Origin of the sequence: Streptomyces sp. NBC_00878, from assembly GCF_026341515.1 — a bacterium.
GTDB lineage: Bacteria > Actinomycetota > Actinomycetes > Streptomycetales > Streptomycetaceae > Streptomyces.
This window is the reverse complement of record NZ_JAPEOK010000001.1, coordinates 964,224-981,116: the sequence shown is the minus strand read 5'-3', so window position 1 is coordinate 981,116 and position 16,893 is coordinate 964,224. Positions and strand designations below refer to the sequence as shown.

Sequence of the window (16,893 nt, the reverse complement as noted above, 5' to 3'; positions counted from 1 at the left end):
GCCTGCGACGTGTCGTCGGCGCCCGCTGTTTGTGGGGGTGCCGGGGACGCGGCGTGCCGCCTTGAGCGGCTGGTCGTCACTGATGGGTGTCTGTCGGGGGTGTCACCGAGGCTCGTACGACTACGTGGGTGCCCAGGAGGAGGTGTTCGTCCGGGGCGTCCGGGGTGCGGGTCAGGGCTGTGCGGACCGCCAGGCGGCCCAGGTCCTCGTAGGGGACGTGGACCGTGGTGAGTGGAGGGTTGAGGTCTCGGGCGAAAGGGATGTCGTCGTAGCCCGCCAGGGAGACGTCCTCCGGGACGGACAGGCCCGCCTCGTGGAGGGCCGTCAGGGCGCCTGAGGCGACCATGTCCGTGGACGCCATGACCGCGGTGAAGTCGAGGCCCTGGGCCAGGGCCTGGCGGATCAGACGGTGGCCCGAGTCGCGGGTGAAGTCACCGGAGAGGCGGAGGGCCGGGTCCGGAACGGTGCCGCGGGCGCGGTGGGCCGCGAGGTAGCCCTGTTCGCGGCCCTGGGCCGTGGTGTTGGACGGCTTGCCGCCCAGGAAGAGGACGCGGCGGTGGCCCTGGCCGAGGAGGTGGGCGCAGAGTGCGTACGCCCCGCTTTCGTTGTCGTACTCGATGACGGTGACCGGCGTGCCCGGGTCCAGGGGCGGTCGGCCGCAGAGGACCAGGCGGGAGCCCGCGGAGGCCAGGGAGTCGGCGATACGGGCCATGCGGTCGCGGTACTCGACCGTGTCCGCCGTGCCGCCCACCAGGATCACCGCGGCGGCGCGCTGGGCCCGCATCATCTCGATGAACTCCAGCTGGCGTTCGGCGTCGCCGTCCGTGCTGCAGATGAGAGACAGATGGCCGAGGCGGGTGGCCTCGCGTTCCACGCCGTGCGCCATGTGCGCGAAGGACGGGCCCGTGATGTCGTCCAGGACGAACGCGAGGGTGGGCGTGCCCGCCCCCGCGATGGCCTTGGCGCGGGCGTCGGCCACGTAGTCGAGTTCGCGTACCGCTCGCATCACGCGGGTACGGGTCGACGCGCTCACCGGGTAGTCGCCGCCGAGGACGCGCGACACCGTGGACGCCGACACACCCGCCCGTGCCGCCACGTCCCGGATGGTGCGCCGGCCCACGATGTCGCCTGCGGTCTTCCTCGTCATGGCTCGCCCCCCTTGGGAAGTGCGGCAACGCTCTTGGCAACCGGTTCCCGAGCCGGAGGCTAGCAGGGGGAGGAGGAGACGGGGAGGGGGCAGGGGACCACTACAGGGAGTAGCCCCGCAGCTTTCTGTACAGGGTCGCGCGGGCTATGCCCAGCGCCGCGGCGGCGCGTGCCTTGTTGCCGCCGTGGCGGCGCAGCGCCTCCAGGATGGCGGTTCGCTCGGCGCTCTCCATCGGGCTCAGCTGTCGTGCCGCGGGGCCCTCCCTGACCAGGTCCGGGAGCTCGGCGCGTCGCACCGGGCCCGCCAGGCGGCGGTGTTCGGCCAACGCCCTGACGAGATGGGCGAGTTCCGTGATGTTTCCGGGCCACGGATGGCGTTCCAAGGCCCGTAGCGCGTCCAGCGTCCAGGTGAGGGGAGGCTGTCGCGGTGCGGGTTTCGGTGCCAGAGCGGGGAGCAACTCCCTGATGTCGTCCGGGCGTTCGCGCAGGGCCGGGAGGGTCACCGAGCGGGCGGCCAGTGTGTCGAGCAGTCGCTGGAGGCAGGGGCCCGGGGGAGTGCCGGGCGTGTACGTGAGGAGGAGTGGTGCCTCCGGGTGTTCGTCGAGCAGGGAGTTGAGGGCGGCGATGTCGGACTGGGCGAGGCGTTCGGCGTGGCGGAGGAGGATCGCGCGGTTGTCCGCCCAGGCCTTCGCCCAGCTGTCGGGATCGTCGGCCGGGCCCTCCGCCGCGTCCACCACCAGTGGATCCAGATCCCCGCGCGCCGACAGCAACTCCCGTGCCAGGGCGGTCTTTCCGGTGCCGCGCTCCCCGGTCAGCAGGAGGGGCTCGCGGGTGCGCGCCAGTTCGGTGGCCTGCGCCGTCGCGTGGCGCCAGGGCACCGAGCGCCCGGCGAGTGCGGTGCGCGGCTGCTCCGTGTGTGGTCGCACCGCTTCGTCGGAGGGCGGCTCGACCACGGCGACCACACCGATGACTGCGCCCAGGTGGCGTACGGGGGTGACATGCGCCGTGCCCGTGCCGTCGGGGAGTTCGAGATCGAAGGCGGCGGAACCGGTCCCGTTCCGTGCCGAGTCGTACGGCGGGGAGAGGTCGGTGTTGCCCCGCCCCGGGCCGTTGGCCGCCGCGGTCCGTTCCAGGACTGCTACCGCGCCCGGCGACAGTGTCCCGGCTGCCGCCTCGCTCAGTAGTCGATTCTTGCCGTCGAGTGCCACGACCGCCGCGCCTGGCCGTGCGGCCGCCCGCTGATAGGCGTCCAGCAGTGCCCGCTCCGCCGTGCGGGACCGCGCCAGCAGCTCCGCCTCGACGGCCGTCGCCGTGGCCTCGGCGAGAGCGGCGCCAGGATGCGGAGTACACCCGGTACACAGGCCGGACGCGACGGTCACCGTACCCAGGACCTGGCCGTTCTCCGGGGCCAGCACCGGCACGCTGACGGCGGACACGTCCTGCCACAGGTCGAGGAAGTGCTCGGGCCCGTGCACCTCGGCGCGACGCCGGGTGCGCAGGGCGAGGGCCGCGCTGTTGTGCCCGACCTGCTGCTCGGACAGGTCACGCCACTGTTCGTCGCCCGGCCCGTTCCCGGCAGACCAGAGGACGCGCAGCCGCTCGTCGGTGAGCGCGAGGGACGACTGTCCGGAGGCGAGGGCGGGGGCGATCCGTTCGAGTACGGGCCGCGCGGCGGTCAGCAGGGCCGACTCCGCGGGAGGCACGGGCTCGGCGGGTTCCTTCAAATCGTGCCGTACACCGAAGAAGCGGGCGCGTCGCCAGGCCGCGACGATCTCGTCCGGCACGTCGGCGGGCAACGGGCGTCCGGTCAGGAACCGCTCGCGCGCCTGGCGCAGCGGCGTGAGAGCGGGACGGGCGGGGGACTCTTCTGTGGTGGTCACGGCGCCTCCCACCGTACCGGGAGTGGTTGAAGAAGAAACAAGGGGTCGGCTCGAAATGTTCCGTCCCGGCATCGGCACGTTCGGTGCATCGACACGTTCCGTCCCGCCCCCGGTGTCTCGTAATGAGACACCCGCGCTCCCGCACCTCGCTCCATGATCATGGAAGGCTGGTGCTGTTCTCACCCTCTGGAGCGTCTGTGGTGCATATCGTCGAGCCCGTAGTCGAGACCGACGTACTGATCGTGGGCAGTGGCCCGGCGGGCGCCACGGCGGCCCTGGCACTGAGCACCTACGGCGTGCCCAACATCGTGGTCACCCGCTACGCGCGCCTCGCCGAGACGCCCCGCGCCCACATCACCAACCAGCGCACCATGGAGGTCCTGCGCGACCTCGGCGTGGAGCGGGACGTCGTCGCACAGGCCACCCCCCAGCACCTGATGGGCAACACCACCTTCTGCACCAGCCTGGCCGGCGAGGAGCTGGGCCGCGTCCGCTCCTGGGGCAACGACCCCCTCGTCCAGGCCGCGCACGACCTCGCCAGCCCCACCCGCATGTGCGACATGCCCCAGCACATGATGGAACCGGTGCTCGTCGACGCCGCCGTCGCCCGCGGCACCCACCTCCGCTTCAGCACGGTCTACAAGTCCTTCGTCCAGGACGCCGACGGGGTCACCGTCACCGTCGAGGACCGGCTGCGCGGCGACGAGTACACGATCCGCGCCAAGTACCTGATCGGGGCCGACGGCGGCCGCTCGAAGGTCGCCGAGGACGCCGGGCTGCCGATGGGCGGCCAGATGGGCGTGGCCGGCAGCATCAACATCGTCTTCGACGCGGACCTGAGCAAGTACACCGCGCACCGGCCCTCGACGCTGTACTGGGTGCTCGCTCCCGGCGCCACCGTCGGTGGCATCGGCGCGGGCCTCGTCCGCAACGTCCGCCCCTGGGACGAGTGGATGATCGTCTGGGGCTACGACGTGACCGCGGGCGCCCCGGACCTCACCACCGAGTACGCGGAGTCGATCGTTCGTCGGCTGATCGGCGACGACGAGATCCCGGTGATCGTCAAGTCCTCCTCGGCGTGGACGGTCAACGAGATGTACGCCGAGACGTACTCCGACGGCCGAGTCTTCTGCGCCGGCGACGCCACGCACCGCCACCCGCCGTCCAACGGCCTCGGCTCCAACACCTCCATCCAGGACTCGTACAACCTGGCGTGGAAACTCAAACTCGTCCTCGACGGGACCGCCTCGCCCAAGCTCCTCGACACGTACACCACCGAGCGCGCCCCGGTCGGCAAGCAGATCGTCACCCGCGCCAACAAGTCCATCGGCGAGACCGCCCCGATCTTCGAGGCGCTCGACGGGCTCTCCCCGCAGAGCCCCGAGCAGCTGTGGGCCAACATCGCCGCCCGCAAGGACGCCACCGAGGCCGCCGAGAAGCAGCGCGCCCAGCTCCGCGAGGCGATCGCCTTCAAGGTGTACGAGTTCAACGCGCACGGTGTTGATCTCAATCAGCGGTACGTGTCGGACGCGGTCGTTCCCGACGGTACGGAGGATCCTGGGTTCGACCAGGACCCCGAGCTGTACCACCAGCCCTCCTCGCGGCCCGGTGCCAAGTTGCCGCACGCCTGGATCACGGCCGGGGACCGGACCCTGTCCACGCTCGACGCGGCGGGGCGGGGGCGCTTCACGCTGTTCACCGGAATCGGGGGTGAGGGGTGGGTGCGGGCTGCGGAGGCCGCCGACCTTGATATCGCCACCGCTGTCATCGGGCCCGGTCAGCAGTACGAGGATCCGTACGGTGACTGGGCGCGGCTGAGCGAGGTCTCCGACTCGGGTGTGCTGCTCGTGCGGCCCGACGGGTATGTGGCGTTTCGGTACGCGACGGCTACCGGCGATGCGGAGGAGTTGCTGGGGGGCGCGGTGCGGCGGATCCTCGGACGGTAGTCCGCGGGTAGCTCCGCTGGTTGTGCGGTTGGGCTTCGGAGTGCTGCGGGTCGTCGTGTTCGTGCGGGTCGTCCGTGGCTGGGCGCGCAGTTCCCCGCGCCCCTGACGGGGCGCCCCGTCAGGGCGGAGTAGGACAGTGATCGTGGGGAATCGGGACACGGTGAATACGGGACACGGTGAATCAGGAGTCGTCATGACCATCGATGGCAGCGAGACCGCGGTCACCGAGGAGGCCGTCGGGAGTCTCGGTGCGGGTACCGATCCGCGGTTGCGGGAGTTGCTCACCGGGCTGATCCGGCACCTCCACGACTTCGCGCGCGAGACGCGGCTCACCCAGGAGGAGTGGGAGCGCGCGATCGGGTTCCTGACGGCGACCGGGCAGACGTGCACCGACACCCGCCAGGAGTTCATCCTCCTGTCGGACGTGCTCGGACTGTCGATGCTGGTCGAGACCCTGAACGCCGACCGCGGGCCCGGCGCCACCGAGTCGACCGTCCTCGGCCCCTTCCACATGACCGAGTCCCCGGTCCGTGAGCTCGGCGCGGACATCGACCTGGTCGGCAGCGGTGAACCGTGTGTCGTCAGCGGGCGGGTGCTCGCCCACGACGGCACCCCGCTGCCCGGCGCGGTCCTCGACGTCTGGCAGGCCGACGCCGACGGCTTCTACGACGTGCAGCAGCCGGACCTCCAGCCGGCGGGCAACGGCCGCGGCCTCTTCACGGCGGACGAGGCGGGCCGCTTCTGGTTCCGCACCTGTGTGCCGAGTCCGTACCCCATCCCGACCGACGGCCCGGTCGGCGAACTGCTCCGTGCCACCGGCCGGCACCCCTACCGCCCGGCCCACATCCACTTCATCGCCACCGCCGAGGGCCACACACCCGTCACCACGCACATCTTCGTGGCGGGCAGCGACTACCTCGACTCGGACGCGGTCTTCGCGGTGAAGAGCAGCCTGGTCCAGGACTTCGCGGAGACCGACGACCCTTCCCTGGCACGGGAGTTCGGCATCCCGAACCCCTTCAGGCACGCCCAGTTCGATCTCGTACTCACTCCTCGGACAGGGGCACAAGCGTGAAGTTCTCGTACGAGGCTCAGCCCATGCGGGTCGTCTTCCGGCCCGGCGCCTCGGTGACCGCGACGGCGGAGGAGGTCCAACGGCTCGGTCTGCGAAGGGTGTTGGTGGTGTCGGGTGGGCGGGGTGCGGACACCGCTCGGGCGGTCGCCGACTCGCTGGGCGAGCTGTGTGCCGGACTGCACGCCGAAGCCCGGATGCACGTCCCGGTGGAGGTCGCCGACCGGGCCGTCGAGGTGGCTCGCGCGGCCGGTGCCGACGGCTGCGTCGCCGTGGGCGGCGGTTCGGCGATCGGCCTCGGGAAGGCGATCGCGCTGCGCACCGGCCTGCCCCTGATCGCCGTGCCCTCCACGTACTCCGGCTCCGAGATGACCCCTGTGTGGGGCCTCACCGAGCACGGCGTGAAGCGCACCGGCCGCGATCCGTCAGTCCTCCCGCGGAGCGTCGTGTACGACCCCGAACTCACCCTCTCCATGCCCGTACCCCTCTCCGTCACGAGCGGCGTCAACGCCGTCGCGCACGCCGTCGAGGCGCTGTACGCCCCCGACACCTCGCCCCTCGTCTCCCTGATGGCCGAGGAGGGCGTCCGTGCGATGACCTCGGCACTTCCGGAGATCGCTGCCGACCCTTCGGCTGTGGAGGCCCGCGGTCGCGCCCTCTACGGGGCCTGGCTCTGCGGTTCCTGTCTGGGTGCGACCACCATGGGCCTGCACCACAAGCTCTGCCATGTGCTGGGCGGCACCTTCGGCCTGCCGCACGCTCAGACGCACACGGTGGTCCTCCCGTACGCTCTCGCGTACAACGCGCCCGCCGCTCCCGAGGCGGTCAGGGCCCTCGATCGCGCCCTCGGCACCGACAACGCCCCGCAGGCACTGTGGACCTTGTCCGGACAGCTCGGCGCACCGCGCTCCCTGGCTCAACTGGGCCTGAAGGAAGCCGACTTGACGGTGGCGGCCGAGCAGGTCGCGGGACAGGCGTACGCGAATCCGCGCGAGGTCACGCACGAGGGCGCGCTGGCGGTACTGAGGGCGGCGTATGCCGGGGACACCCCTGGCGTCGAGCTCCCGGAATAGAAACTATCGAAAGAGAAAGCGCTGTCACCTGTCTCGACAACCGTTTGCCCCCGCCTCATTCTTCAAGCAGGTTGTGGCATGAGCGCGACAGGAGACCTTCATGATGAAGCGCAGATCGCTGCTGGCGGCGGCGGGCGGCACGCTGCTGGGCAGTGCGCTGGCGACGGGCACCGCCCGCGCCGACGCGACCATCGGCGTCAACCCCGCCACCAGCTACGGGAGTTGGGAGGGGTGGGGGACCTCGCTCGCGTGGTGGGCCAACGTGTTCGGCGCGCGGGACGACTTCGCCGACATCTTCTTCACCACCAAGTCCGTGGCCTACGGCGGCAGGACGCTGCCGGGTCTCGGCATGAACATCGCCCGCTACAACCTGGGAGCGTGCAGCCCGAACAGCGTGGGCGGCCAGTCCATGGTCGCCTCGCCCAACATCCCGGCCTTCAAGCAGATCGAGGGCTACTGGCAGGACTGGAACAACGAGGACCCCACATCCTCGGCCTGGGACTGGACGGCGGACGCCAACCAGCGCGCCGCCCTGGTGAAGGCCGTCCAACGGGGCGCGGTCACCGAGCTGTTCGCCAACTCGCCCATGTGGTGGATGTGCCTCAACCACAACCCGTCCGGCGCGTCCGGAGGCGGCAACAACCTCCAGTCCTGGAACTACCGGCAGCACGCCTCCCACCTGGCGGCCGTCGCCCTGCGCGCGAAGAACAACTGGGGCGTGAACTTCGCGACCGTCGACCCCTTCAACGAACCCTCCTCCAGCTGGTGGACCGCCACCGGCACCCAGGAGGGCTGCCACATGGACGCCGCCGTCCAGGCCGCCGTCCTCCCGTACATGCGCAGCGAGCTCGACGCGCGCGGCCTGTCCGGCATCAGGATCTCCGCGTCCGACGAGACAAGCTACGACCTGGCCCGTACGACCTGGAACTCGTTCGGGGCGTCGACGAAGGCACTGGTCAGCCAGGTCAACGTGCACGGATACCAGGGCTCGGGCGGCCGTCGCGACCTCCTCCACACGGACGTCGTGACGACGGCGGGCAAGAAGCTTTGGAACTCCGAGACCGGTGACAGCGACGGCACCGGACTCACCCTCGCGAGCAACCTGTGCCTGGACTTCCGCTGGCTGCACCCGACCGCCTGGGTCTACTGGCAGGTCATGGACCCCTCCACCGGCTGGGCGATGATCGCGTACGACGCGAGCACCCTGCAGCCGACCACCGTGCAGACCAAGTACTACGTGATGGCCCAGTTCAGCCGCCACATCCGCCCGGGGATGACCATCCTCGACACCGGCGTCGGGTACGCGGTCGCCGCCCACGACGCGACACAGAAGCGCCTCGTCATCGTGGCCGTCAACTCCGGTGCCGCGCAGACGCTCACCTTCGACCTGTCCCGCTTCACCACGGTCACGGGCGGCAGCGGCGGCCTCGTACGGCGCTGGAACACCCTCACCTCCGGCGGCGGCGACCTCTACACGGCCCGCTCGGACACCTACCTGAGCGGCAAGAGCCTGAGCGTGCCGTTCGCCGCCGCCTCGGTGCAGACCTTCGAGATCGACGGTGTCACCGTGTGAGGGAAGCCCCGCCCGCACCCGTGACCTTCACGTCACGCATCCGCCCGGTGTTGTCGAACGAGCCGAAGCCGACCCGGCCCGAGGAGAGCGTGGTGTCGACGGTGGTCATCAGCGGCCGTTTCGCGCCGTCGAGGTAGACCGCGATCTCTCCGGTGCCGGGGCAGTGCACCACCCGCACCTTGTGCCAGGCCGCGTCGGTGATGGCCGGTGGCGCGCCGGTGGTGCCGTTCCACTGGTCCTCGATGCGCAGCCGGTCGGCGTCGTTCACGACGAAGATCCCGTTGTGCGGATAGATGGTGTTGTCGGTCGACAGGTGCGCGTAGTAGAACTTCGTGTCCGACTGGTGGCCGAAGACGATGATCACGTCGCGGTTCGTGATCTCGACGGGTGTGTCCAGACGGACCCGCGCGTCGATCCGTACGGAGCCGAAGGCCGGGGGACCCGCGGTGAGCACGGCGTACTCGAAGGGGCGGCGCGGGCCGGGGCGGGCGACCCCGGCCTCGGCGAGGATCGCCTCACGGCCCGGGAACCGCCACTTGGACGGGGTGACCGGGGCCCAGTTGCGTCCGGCCATGACATCGGTGACCCTCGTGCCGTCGGTGTCGCAGGAGGCGAACTTCCGGGTGCCGGTCACCTTCCAGATCTTCCCGTTGGCCTTGGAGAGCAGATAGAGCCCGCCGTCGGCGTCCTGCCCGAAGCGGAGGTCGACCCGGCTGTCCCCGGCCAGGTCCCGCATGGTCACGCGCGTGCCGCTCACGTCGTACAGCATCAGGTCGTACAGCTGGGCCAGTTCCGTGCCGCCCCGCCGCATGTCCAAGGCGTCGGCGTACAGGAGCCGGCCGTCGACGAGATCGCCGAAGACGTACTTCCCGTACAGCTCGGGCAGGGCGCGGTCGCGCAGGACGAAACCGCCGACGATCGCCCGTCCGACGTCGGAGGTGCAGTCCCAGTTGGCGGGCGGGTCGTGGTCGTAGGCGGCGACGGGATACGTGTAGCCGTACTTCTCGTCGTCGGCGGGCAGCGGCTGCAGCTTGGCGCAGGGATCGGTGGCGGCCTTGTCGAACACGAAGGCGCCCTCGCGTTCGCTCCAGCCGAGGTTGTCGCCCGCCCTCACCTCGTAGACGGCCTCGATGGCGTGCTCACCGATGTGGCCGAGGTACATACGGTGGCGGCCACCGGGGTCCCAGCTGAAACGGTGCGGGTCGCGCATGCCGTACGCGTAGATCTCCCCGAGTGCGCCGGGCGTGCCGGTGAAGGGGTTGGCGGCAGGGATGCCGTACTTGCCGTTGGCGCTGTCGGTGCCCCGCGGGTCGATGCGCAGGATCTTGCCGTGCGGCAGGGCCAGGCTCTGCGGCTCGGTGTTCCTGGCGCCCTGGCCGCCGTCGCCCACGGCCAGGTAGAGCAGCCCGTAGTCCTTGTCGTGGGGCCGAGCCGTGGGGTTGAAGTCGATCTGCTGGATGCCGTGGACCCGGCCCGCGAAGCCGATGCGGAGGACCTCGCGACGGGTGCCCTTGAAGGTGTCGGCCGAGGGGTCGTCGGCCGTCCACTCGGTGACGATGCCGTGGTACACCGAGGTGGCCGCCTGGCGCATGTCGGGTACGGCGGTGGTGGCGGAGGCCAGCTCGGTGTGGACGGTGTAGAAGCGGCCGTTCTTCTTGAAACGCGGGTCGAAGGTGACGAACCCGAGGCCCATGCCGAGCCCCTGGCTGCCGAAGAAGGCGGGGGAGAAGGTGCCGGCGACGTCGAGATACACGTGCGGGGTGCCGTCCTCGACGAGATACAGCTTGCCGTTGAGATCCGGGACGGCCATCCGGTCCGAGCCGTCGGGGAGTTCGCTCAGGAAGTTGATGCGGGCGTGCCTCATCAGCCGCGGATCGCTGACGGGACCGTCCGGCGGCACGCTCTTCGGGAAGGCGGCGTACTCCTCGACGGTCAGCCCGATACCGGAGGCGGCGGGCCGCTCGGGGATCGGGTCGGTGATCGGTTCGGCCGCGTGGGCCGTGGCGCCGGGCAGGGCGACGAGGACGGACAGCAGCAGGGCGAGAACGAGTAATGGGGTCAGGACGATGGGCCTGGGGCGGTGCCCGAGTCCGGTTCTGCGCCCGATTCTGAGTCTGTGCCCGATTCTGGGTCTGTGCTCGATTCTGGGTCTGATGCCGGGGGATCCGGTCATGGCTGTCACTCCTCTTCGGACTTGTGCGCTGTCAGGACTGTCTCTCGGGCGTGGCCGGCGGCTGCGCGGGTCTGCCTCCGAGGTAGAGCTCGCCCAGTTGCGGATCGGCCAGCAACTCCCTTGCCGGTCCCGACATATGGACCCGTCCGAGGTCGAGTACGCAGCCGGTGTCGGCGGTCTCCAGCGCGCGGCGGGCGTTCTGCTCGACCAGCAGTACGGCCGTGCCCGCCTCCCGCATCCGTTCGATCACCTTGAAGACCATGCCCGTCGTCCTCGGGTCGAGCCCCATGGACGGCTCGTCGAGCAGCACCACCCGGGGCCTGACCATCAGCGACCGGGCGAACTCCACCTGCTTCTGCTGTCCCCCGGAGAGCAGTCCGGCCAGGCTCCGCCAGCGCTCGGCGACGAGCGGGAAGAAATCGCGTACGAAGTCGGCCCGCTCGGCGAGGACCGCCTTGTCCTTGATCGTGTAGCCGCCGAGGAGCACGTTCTCCGCGACGGTCATCTCCGGGAAGACACTGTGCCCTTGGAGGACATGGGCCACTCCGGCGGCGAGCAGGTACTGAGGCCCGCGGCCGGTGACATCCTCGCCGTTGACCAGGACCCGGCCGGCGCGCGGCGCGAGCAGCCCGCTGGCGACCTTCAGCACGGTGGACTTGCCCGCGCCGTTCGGGCCGACCAGGCACACCACGGCTCCGGCGGGCACCCGGACCGTCAGCCCGCGCAGCACCAGGGCCGCCCGACCGTATCCGGCGCGGATGTCGTCGAGTTCGAGAAGGAAATCGGAGCCGGAGGAGGACGGAGACGAAGACGGGGAGACAGGGGAGAAGCCGGAGTCAGACGCCAAGGTAGGCCCCCAGGACTCGTTCGTCGGACTGGATCACCGAGGGCGGGCCTTCGGCGATCGGCCGCCCGCGGTCGAAAACCACGATGTGGTCGCTGAGCGACATGACCAGGTCCATGTTGTGCTCGACGATCAGGAAGGTCCTTCCCTCGGCGTTGAGTTCGCGCACCAGGTCGCAGATGCGGTCGATGAGCGCGGGGTTGACCCCGCCCGCCGGTTCGTCGAGGAGGATCAGCTCGGGCTCGCTCATCAGGACGCCCGCGAGTTCCAGCAGCTTCTGCTGCCCCCAGGACAGGTTCCGCGCCTCCGCCTGCTCCAGATGCTCGATGCCCATGCGGGTCAGCCAGTACCGGGCCCGTTCCCTCTCCTCCCGCTTGCGGGCCCCGGCGAGTTGGGCCAGGAGGTTCGGCGGGCGTACGGCGACGAGCAGGTTGTCCAGCACCGTCATGCGGGGGAAGACGCGGCACAGTTGGAAGGAGCGGCCGATGCCCGCCCGGGCGATGCGGTGCGGCGGCTTGGCCGTGATGTCGCGGCCCCGGTACGTCGTGCGGCCCGCGTCGGGGCGGATCATGCCGGTGACGCAGTTGAAGAACGTGGTCTTGCCCGAGCCGTTCGGTCCGATCAGGGCGTTGACCTTGCCGTGCCGGAAGGACACGGTTGCGCCGTCAAGCGCGGCGACCCCGCCGAAGGACTTGGTCAGCCCGACGGTCGCCAGGCACCTCCGCTCACCCTCGTCCGCGCTCACTGCCTCACCTCTCTCTTCCCGTCCGGTTCTTTCCCGTCCGACCGGCGGTCCCGCCGATGGTCCCGCCCATGGTTCGGCCGGACGTCCGCCTCACGCTCCTCACGCTCGTCGCGCAGTTGGGCCGCCGTGACCTCGCGGATAGACGTCTCGCCGGTCCCACGGACACGGGCGATCAGCCCGGTGACCGCCGGGATGACACCGTCCGGCATGAACATCACGACCACGCCCAGCAGCAGCCCCGCGAAGACCAGGTGCAGCGGGGTGTCCCCGTATTCGAGCTTGGAGTACTCCAGCCCGTACCCGACGATCACGGCCCCGAGCAGCGGCCCGTACAGATGGCGTACGCCGCCGAGGAGAGCCATCAGGACCATGTAGGCCCCGCTCAGGATCGAGAACTGGAAGACGGGGTCGAGGTCGCCGAACCACAGCCCGTAGAGCCCTCCGGCCAGTGCGGTGAAGGCCGCGGAGACCACGAAGACGACGAGCTTGTACGTGTAGGTGGGGGTGCCCAGCGACTGGGCCTTGTCCTCGTCCTCGCGGATCGCCTTCAGCCCCATGCCGAAACGGGAGCGGTCGATGATCCACCAGGCAAGCAGCGCCAGCGCCAGCAGCCCGAGGAACAGGAAGTAGAAGATCTCGTGGTGCTCGGAGCGCAGCTTGCCGGGGAACGGCCGCGGCACCACAAGACCGCGCGAGCCGCCGGTGAACGACGCCCAGCTCTGGAAGACCAGCAGGAGGATCAGCACCAGCGCGATCGAGACGATGACGAAGGACGCGCCGCGCACGCGCAAGGCCGCGTATCCGACAGGTATCGCGAGCACGGCCACCAGGGCCGCCGCGGCGAACAGCGCGACAAAGGACGGCAGTTCGCCCTTGGTGACGAGCAGCCCGGTCGCGTAGGCGCCGAGCCCGGCGAAAGCGCCGTGTCCCAGGGAGATGTAGCCGGTGAAACCGCCGACGAAGTTCCAGGAGGTGGAGAGCACCGCGAAGTTGAGGCTGGCGATGCCCACGGTCAGTTCGTACGGACTCGGGGCCATGGACGGGAAGGACAGCGCGGCGGCGACCGTGGCGAGCAGTGCTCCCAGGCGCAGTAACGTGCCGGTGCGGCGCGGGCGTTCAGAATCTCTGGGCAAGCCGACCCCCGAAGAATCCCTGCGGCCGGACGGCCAAGGTGACGAAGAGCGCGACGTAGAAGACCGTCTGCGCCCAGGTCGTGCTGAGTTCCAGCTGGAGCAGGCTCTGTGTCAGGCCGAGGGCCATGGCGGCGATCGCCGCGCCCGGCACACTGCCGAGGCCGCCGACGACGATGATCGCCATCAGCGGGCCGATCCAGTGCCAGTGCAGCGAGGGGTAGATGGTCGTGTCGAGCGCGAGTGCCGTACCGCCGACCGCCGCCGTGGCGAGACCGAGCCCGAAGCCGTACCCGGCGATCCGGTCGGTGTCGATGCCGACCAGAGCGGCGGCCTCCCGGTGCTGGATCGTCGCCCGCAGCGCCTGGCCGAACCTGCTGTGCCTCATCAGCAGATACAGCCCGAGCAGGGCAGTCGCCGCCAGACCGAACGCGATGAGCTTGACCACCGCTACGCGAGCGCCGAAGAACTCCAGGCCTGCGGAGGAGTAGCCGAGCCGGATCCGGCGCTGGGTGCCGGAGAAGGCGTACCCGAGGAGTCCCTCGATGACGAGGGCGACGGAGAAGGTCAGCAGGACGGACATCATGGTCAGCGTCGCCGGGCGCAGCCGGGTCAGGAGCAGCCGTTGCACGGCCACGCCCGCGACGAAGAACAGCGGCACGGTGACGGGCAGGGTGAGCAGCGGGTCGACGCCGGTCTCCCGGTGGGCGTACCAGGCGAGGTAGGCGGCGAGGATCAGGAACGCGGAGTGGGCGATCATCACGACGCGCATGACGCCGAAGTAGAGGGTCAGGCCCGCCGCCAGGAGGGCGTAGAGCCCTCCCAGCAGCACGCCGAGGACGACGCTCTGGAAGACGAGGCTCGCGGAGGGCACGCAGGAATCACCACTTCGGCTTGGGGTGGACCAGGTCGGCTTCCTTCTGTTCCTCGGGCAGCACGATCTGGATCTCGCCGTCCACCCACTGCTGGATCATGTGCGCGCTCTGCGGGCGGCCCTTCTCGTCCCATTTGAGGGGCCCGACGACGGTGTCCACTTGATTGCCGCGCAGCCATTCGACGAGCTGCTGCTGGCACTCCTCGTCCTGGGAGGCGCACTCGGCGGCCTCGACGGCCGCGGTGACGACCTGTCCCGTGGTGTACGCGTTGGCCTCGTCCTCCTCCGGGGCCTTGCCGAACTGCTCCGTGTACTTCTCCACGAACTCCTTGTTGCTCGGGTAGTCCGCGTGCTGGGTGTAGCCGGTCGGCGCGAGGATGCCCTCGGTCTTGTTGCCGATGGCCTTGGCGAACTCCGGTTCCGTCGGGGCGGTGGAGAAGGCGGCCAACTTCGGCTGGTAGTCCAGCTGTTGGAGGGCGACGATCAGGTTCACCCCGTCCTGGTACTGCGAGCCGCCCACCACCATGTCGGCCTTGGACGAGGCGATCTTCGCGGCGATCGAGCCGAAGTCGGTGGTGTTGGGCGGGTAGACCTCGTCGACGACGGTCTTGATGCCGCCCTTCTCCAGCTTGTCCTTGAGCCCGTACGCCGTTCCCTGGGCGAAGGGGTCGTCCATCGCGGCGTACGCCACCGACTTGGGACGCTCGGTCTCGGGTAACGCCAGGATGTAATCGGCGAGATGGTTGTAGTGGTCGTTGGCGACCGCGGGGGCCGCGTAGAAGAGGTTCTTGAAGCCCTGCTCGAAGACCTCCGGGGCCGCGCCGGCCGGCTCGACGAAGAGCAGGCCGTACTCCTCCGCCACCCGGGCCGAGGGCACTACGAGCCGGGTGGAGAACGGGCCGAAGACCAGGTCGACCTGGTCCCTGCCGATCAGCTGCTCGTAGTCGGAGACCACCCGGTCGGCGTTCGACTGGTCGTCGAGGATCTTCAACTCGACCTTGCGGCCGAGCAGTCCGCCCTTGTCGTTGACGATCTTCGCCCATGCCTTGTAGCCGCGCTCCACACCCTTGCCGGGCTCCGAGAAGTCCCCGGTGAGCGGGAGCGAGACACCGATGGTGATGGGGTCGTCGGGCGAGTCCTCCGAGCCGCTGCCCGAGCCGCACGCACCGGCCGTGAGTGCGGTCGCGGACGCGAGGGCGGCAACTCTCCATGAAAGGCGCTGTGTTGTGCTCATCGCTGGACTCCCCTGTCCGCAGGCACTCTCTTCGCCGTTCGAAAGCGCTTTCGCGAGCGCTTGCGTACCATGTAATCCACGTCACACGAGCTGAGACAAGCGTCGTGCAAGGACCGATTCACAAGGCCCTGTTCGGAGGCGGTGACGCATGCCCAGGCCCCGTTCACGACTGCGGCTCGCCGATGTGGCCGAGCGCGCGGGCGTCTCACTGGCCACGGCGTCCCGGGCGCTCGCGGGGCGGGACGGGGTGCGCGAGGAGGTGGCCGAGCGGGTGCGCCGCATCTCGCGGGAGCTCGGCTATGTCGCCAATCCGCATGCGCGCACCCTGGCGGGCGGGACCGCGTCCACGGTGGGGCTGATCGTCCATCAGATCGACGACCCGTACTTCTCGGAGATCGCGGGCGGGGTCGTCCAGGTGGCGGGCGAACGCGATCTGATCGTCCAGATCTGCCACTCCGGCCGGAATCCGCAGAACGAACTGAGGCAGATCCGCCATCTGATCGCCCAGCGCGTCGGCGTCATCATCATCGCGGGCTCCGGATACGTCGACCCCCGCATGGAGGCCGAGTCCAAGGCCGAACTCTCCGTCTTCCAGGACACCGGCGGCAGGCTCACGGTGATCGGCCGTCACTTCCTCAACGCCGACGCGGTACGGCCCGACAACAAGGAGGGCGCCGAGGCCGTCACCGGTCATCTGCTGTCCCTTGGGCACCGCCGGATCGCGGTGGCGGCGGGGGACATGGTGCTGTCCACGGTCGCCGACCGGTTCACGGGGGTGGCGTCGGCACTGGCCGGGGCCGGACTTCCCTTCGATGAACTGCCGGTGGCGCAGGCCGAGTTCACCCGCGACGGCGGGCGTCACGCGGCCGAGCGGATCCTGCGCGACCACCCGGACACCACCGCGATCGTCGCCCTGAACGACGCCATGGCCATCGGTGTCCTCTCCGCGCTCCGCGCCCACGGCGTACCGGTCCCGCATCGGATGTCGGTCGCCGGATTCGACGACGTGTCGTTCGCGGCGGACCTCGCCCCCGGTCTCACCACCGTGCGGCTGCCCCTCGCCGAAATGGGCCGCCAGGCCCTCGCGATGGCCCTCAGGCCGCCCGCCTCCCGGCCCCGCCGGAAGTCCACCGGCCATGCGCTGGTGGTACGCGACTCCACCGGACCCGCGCCCCTGCGGTGAGACAACCGGGCGCCTGGTGT

Annotated in this window: 13 protein-coding genes; 5 read left to right on the top strand and 8 right to left on the bottom strand. The window is 70.1% G+C overall.

Features of this window, described 5'->3' with window-relative positions:
- Positions 1–76: 76 nt before the first annotated feature.
- Together OHA11_RS03945 and OHA11_RS03940 are read right to left on the bottom strand one after the other, a co-directional pair.
- Entirely contained in the window at positions 77–1,147 is a 1,071-nt protein-coding gene (locus OHA11_RS03945) for a LacI family DNA-binding transcriptional regulator (RefSeq protein WP_266491960.1), read from the bottom strand.
- Positions 1,148–1,247: 100 nt separating this feature from the next.
- The gene (locus tag OHA11_RS03940; protein WP_266491959.1) at positions 1,248–3,026 is read right to left on the bottom strand and encodes a helix-turn-helix domain-containing protein; all 1,779 of its coding nucleotides are present in this window, start codon (positions 3,024–3,026) and stop codon (positions 1,248–1,250) included.
- A 200-nt stretch (positions 3,027–3,226) separates the two neighbouring features.
- Between OHA11_RS03940 and OHA11_RS03935 the strand changes: the two genes are divergently transcribed.
- The 4 genes from OHA11_RS03935 (at position 3,227) to OHA11_RS03920 (ending at position 8,690) form a co-directional block, all read left to right on the top strand.
- Positions 3,227–4,972, top strand: coding sequence for an FAD-dependent monooxygenase (locus OHA11_RS03935; protein ID WP_266491958.1), 1,746 nt, complete (start codon positions 3,227–3,229; stop codon positions 4,970–4,972).
- Positions 4,973–5,165: 193 nt separating this feature from the next.
- On the top strand, positions 5,166–6,047 hold the full coding sequence (locus OHA11_RS03930; RefSeq protein ID WP_266491957.1) for an intradiol ring-cleavage dioxygenase: 882 nt from the start codon (positions 5,166–5,168) through the stop codon (positions 6,045–6,047).
- A 23-nt stretch (positions 6,048–6,070) separates the two neighbouring features.
- Complete coding sequence (locus OHA11_RS03925; protein WP_266506924.1) at positions 6,071–7,117, top strand: maleylacetate reductase; 1,047 nt, start codon at positions 6,071–6,073, stop codon at positions 7,115–7,117.
- 100 nt (positions 7,118–7,217) lie between these two features.
- On the top strand, positions 7,218–8,690 hold the full coding sequence (locus OHA11_RS03920) for a glycoside hydrolase (protein WP_266491955.1): 1,473 nt from the start codon (positions 7,218–7,220) through the stop codon (positions 8,688–8,690).
- Here OHA11_RS03920 and OHA11_RS03915 read toward each other — a convergent pair.
- Genes OHA11_RS03915 through OHA11_RS03890 form a run of 6 tightly spaced genes read right to left on the bottom strand, consistent with a single transcriptional unit; the run spans position 8,680 to position 15,690 of the window.
- A complete protein-coding gene (locus OHA11_RS03915; protein ID WP_266491953.1) occupies positions 8,680–10,863 on the bottom strand; it encodes a sorbosone dehydrogenase family protein in 2,184 nt (727 codons plus the stop codon). The genes OHA11_RS03920 and OHA11_RS03915 overlap by 11 nt on opposite strands.
- Positions 10,864–10,894: 31 nt before the next feature.
- Positions 10,895–11,710 (bottom strand): ABC transporter ATP-binding protein, encoded by an 816-nt coding sequence (locus OHA11_RS03910; RefSeq protein WP_266491951.1) that lies wholly within the window; start codon positions 11,708–11,710, stop codon positions 10,895–10,897.
- On the bottom strand, positions 11,700–12,452 hold the full coding sequence (locus OHA11_RS03905; RefSeq protein ID WP_266491950.1) for an ABC transporter ATP-binding protein: 753 nt from the start codon (positions 12,450–12,452) through the stop codon (positions 11,700–11,702). Before OHA11_RS03905 ends, OHA11_RS03910 begins: the two co-directional genes overlap by 11 nt.
- Positions 12,449–13,585 (bottom strand): branched-chain amino acid ABC transporter permease, encoded by a 1,137-nt coding sequence (locus tag OHA11_RS03900; protein WP_266491948.1) that lies wholly within the window; start codon positions 13,583–13,585, stop codon positions 12,449–12,451. The genes OHA11_RS03905 and OHA11_RS03900 overlap by 4 nt, the downstream gene beginning before the upstream one ends.
- The gene (locus OHA11_RS03895) at positions 13,569–14,456 is read right to left on the bottom strand and encodes a branched-chain amino acid ABC transporter permease (protein ID WP_266491946.1); all 888 of its coding nucleotides are present in this window, start codon (positions 14,454–14,456) and stop codon (positions 13,569–13,571) included. The genes OHA11_RS03900 and OHA11_RS03895 overlap by 17 nt, the downstream gene beginning before the upstream one ends.
- Before the next feature lie 7 nt (positions 14,457–14,463).
- A complete protein-coding gene (locus OHA11_RS03890; RefSeq protein ID WP_266491944.1) occupies positions 14,464–15,690 on the bottom strand; it encodes an amino acid ABC transporter substrate-binding protein in 1,227 nt (408 codons plus the stop codon).
- A gap of 148 nt (positions 15,691–15,838) precedes the next feature.
- On the opposite strand from OHA11_RS03890, the gene OHA11_RS03885 reads away from it, so the two are divergent.
- A complete protein-coding gene (locus OHA11_RS03885) occupies positions 15,839–16,873 on the top strand; it encodes a LacI family DNA-binding transcriptional regulator (RefSeq protein WP_266491942.1) in 1,035 nt (344 codons plus the stop codon).
- The last annotated feature ends 20 nt before the right edge of the window (positions 16,874–16,893 follow it).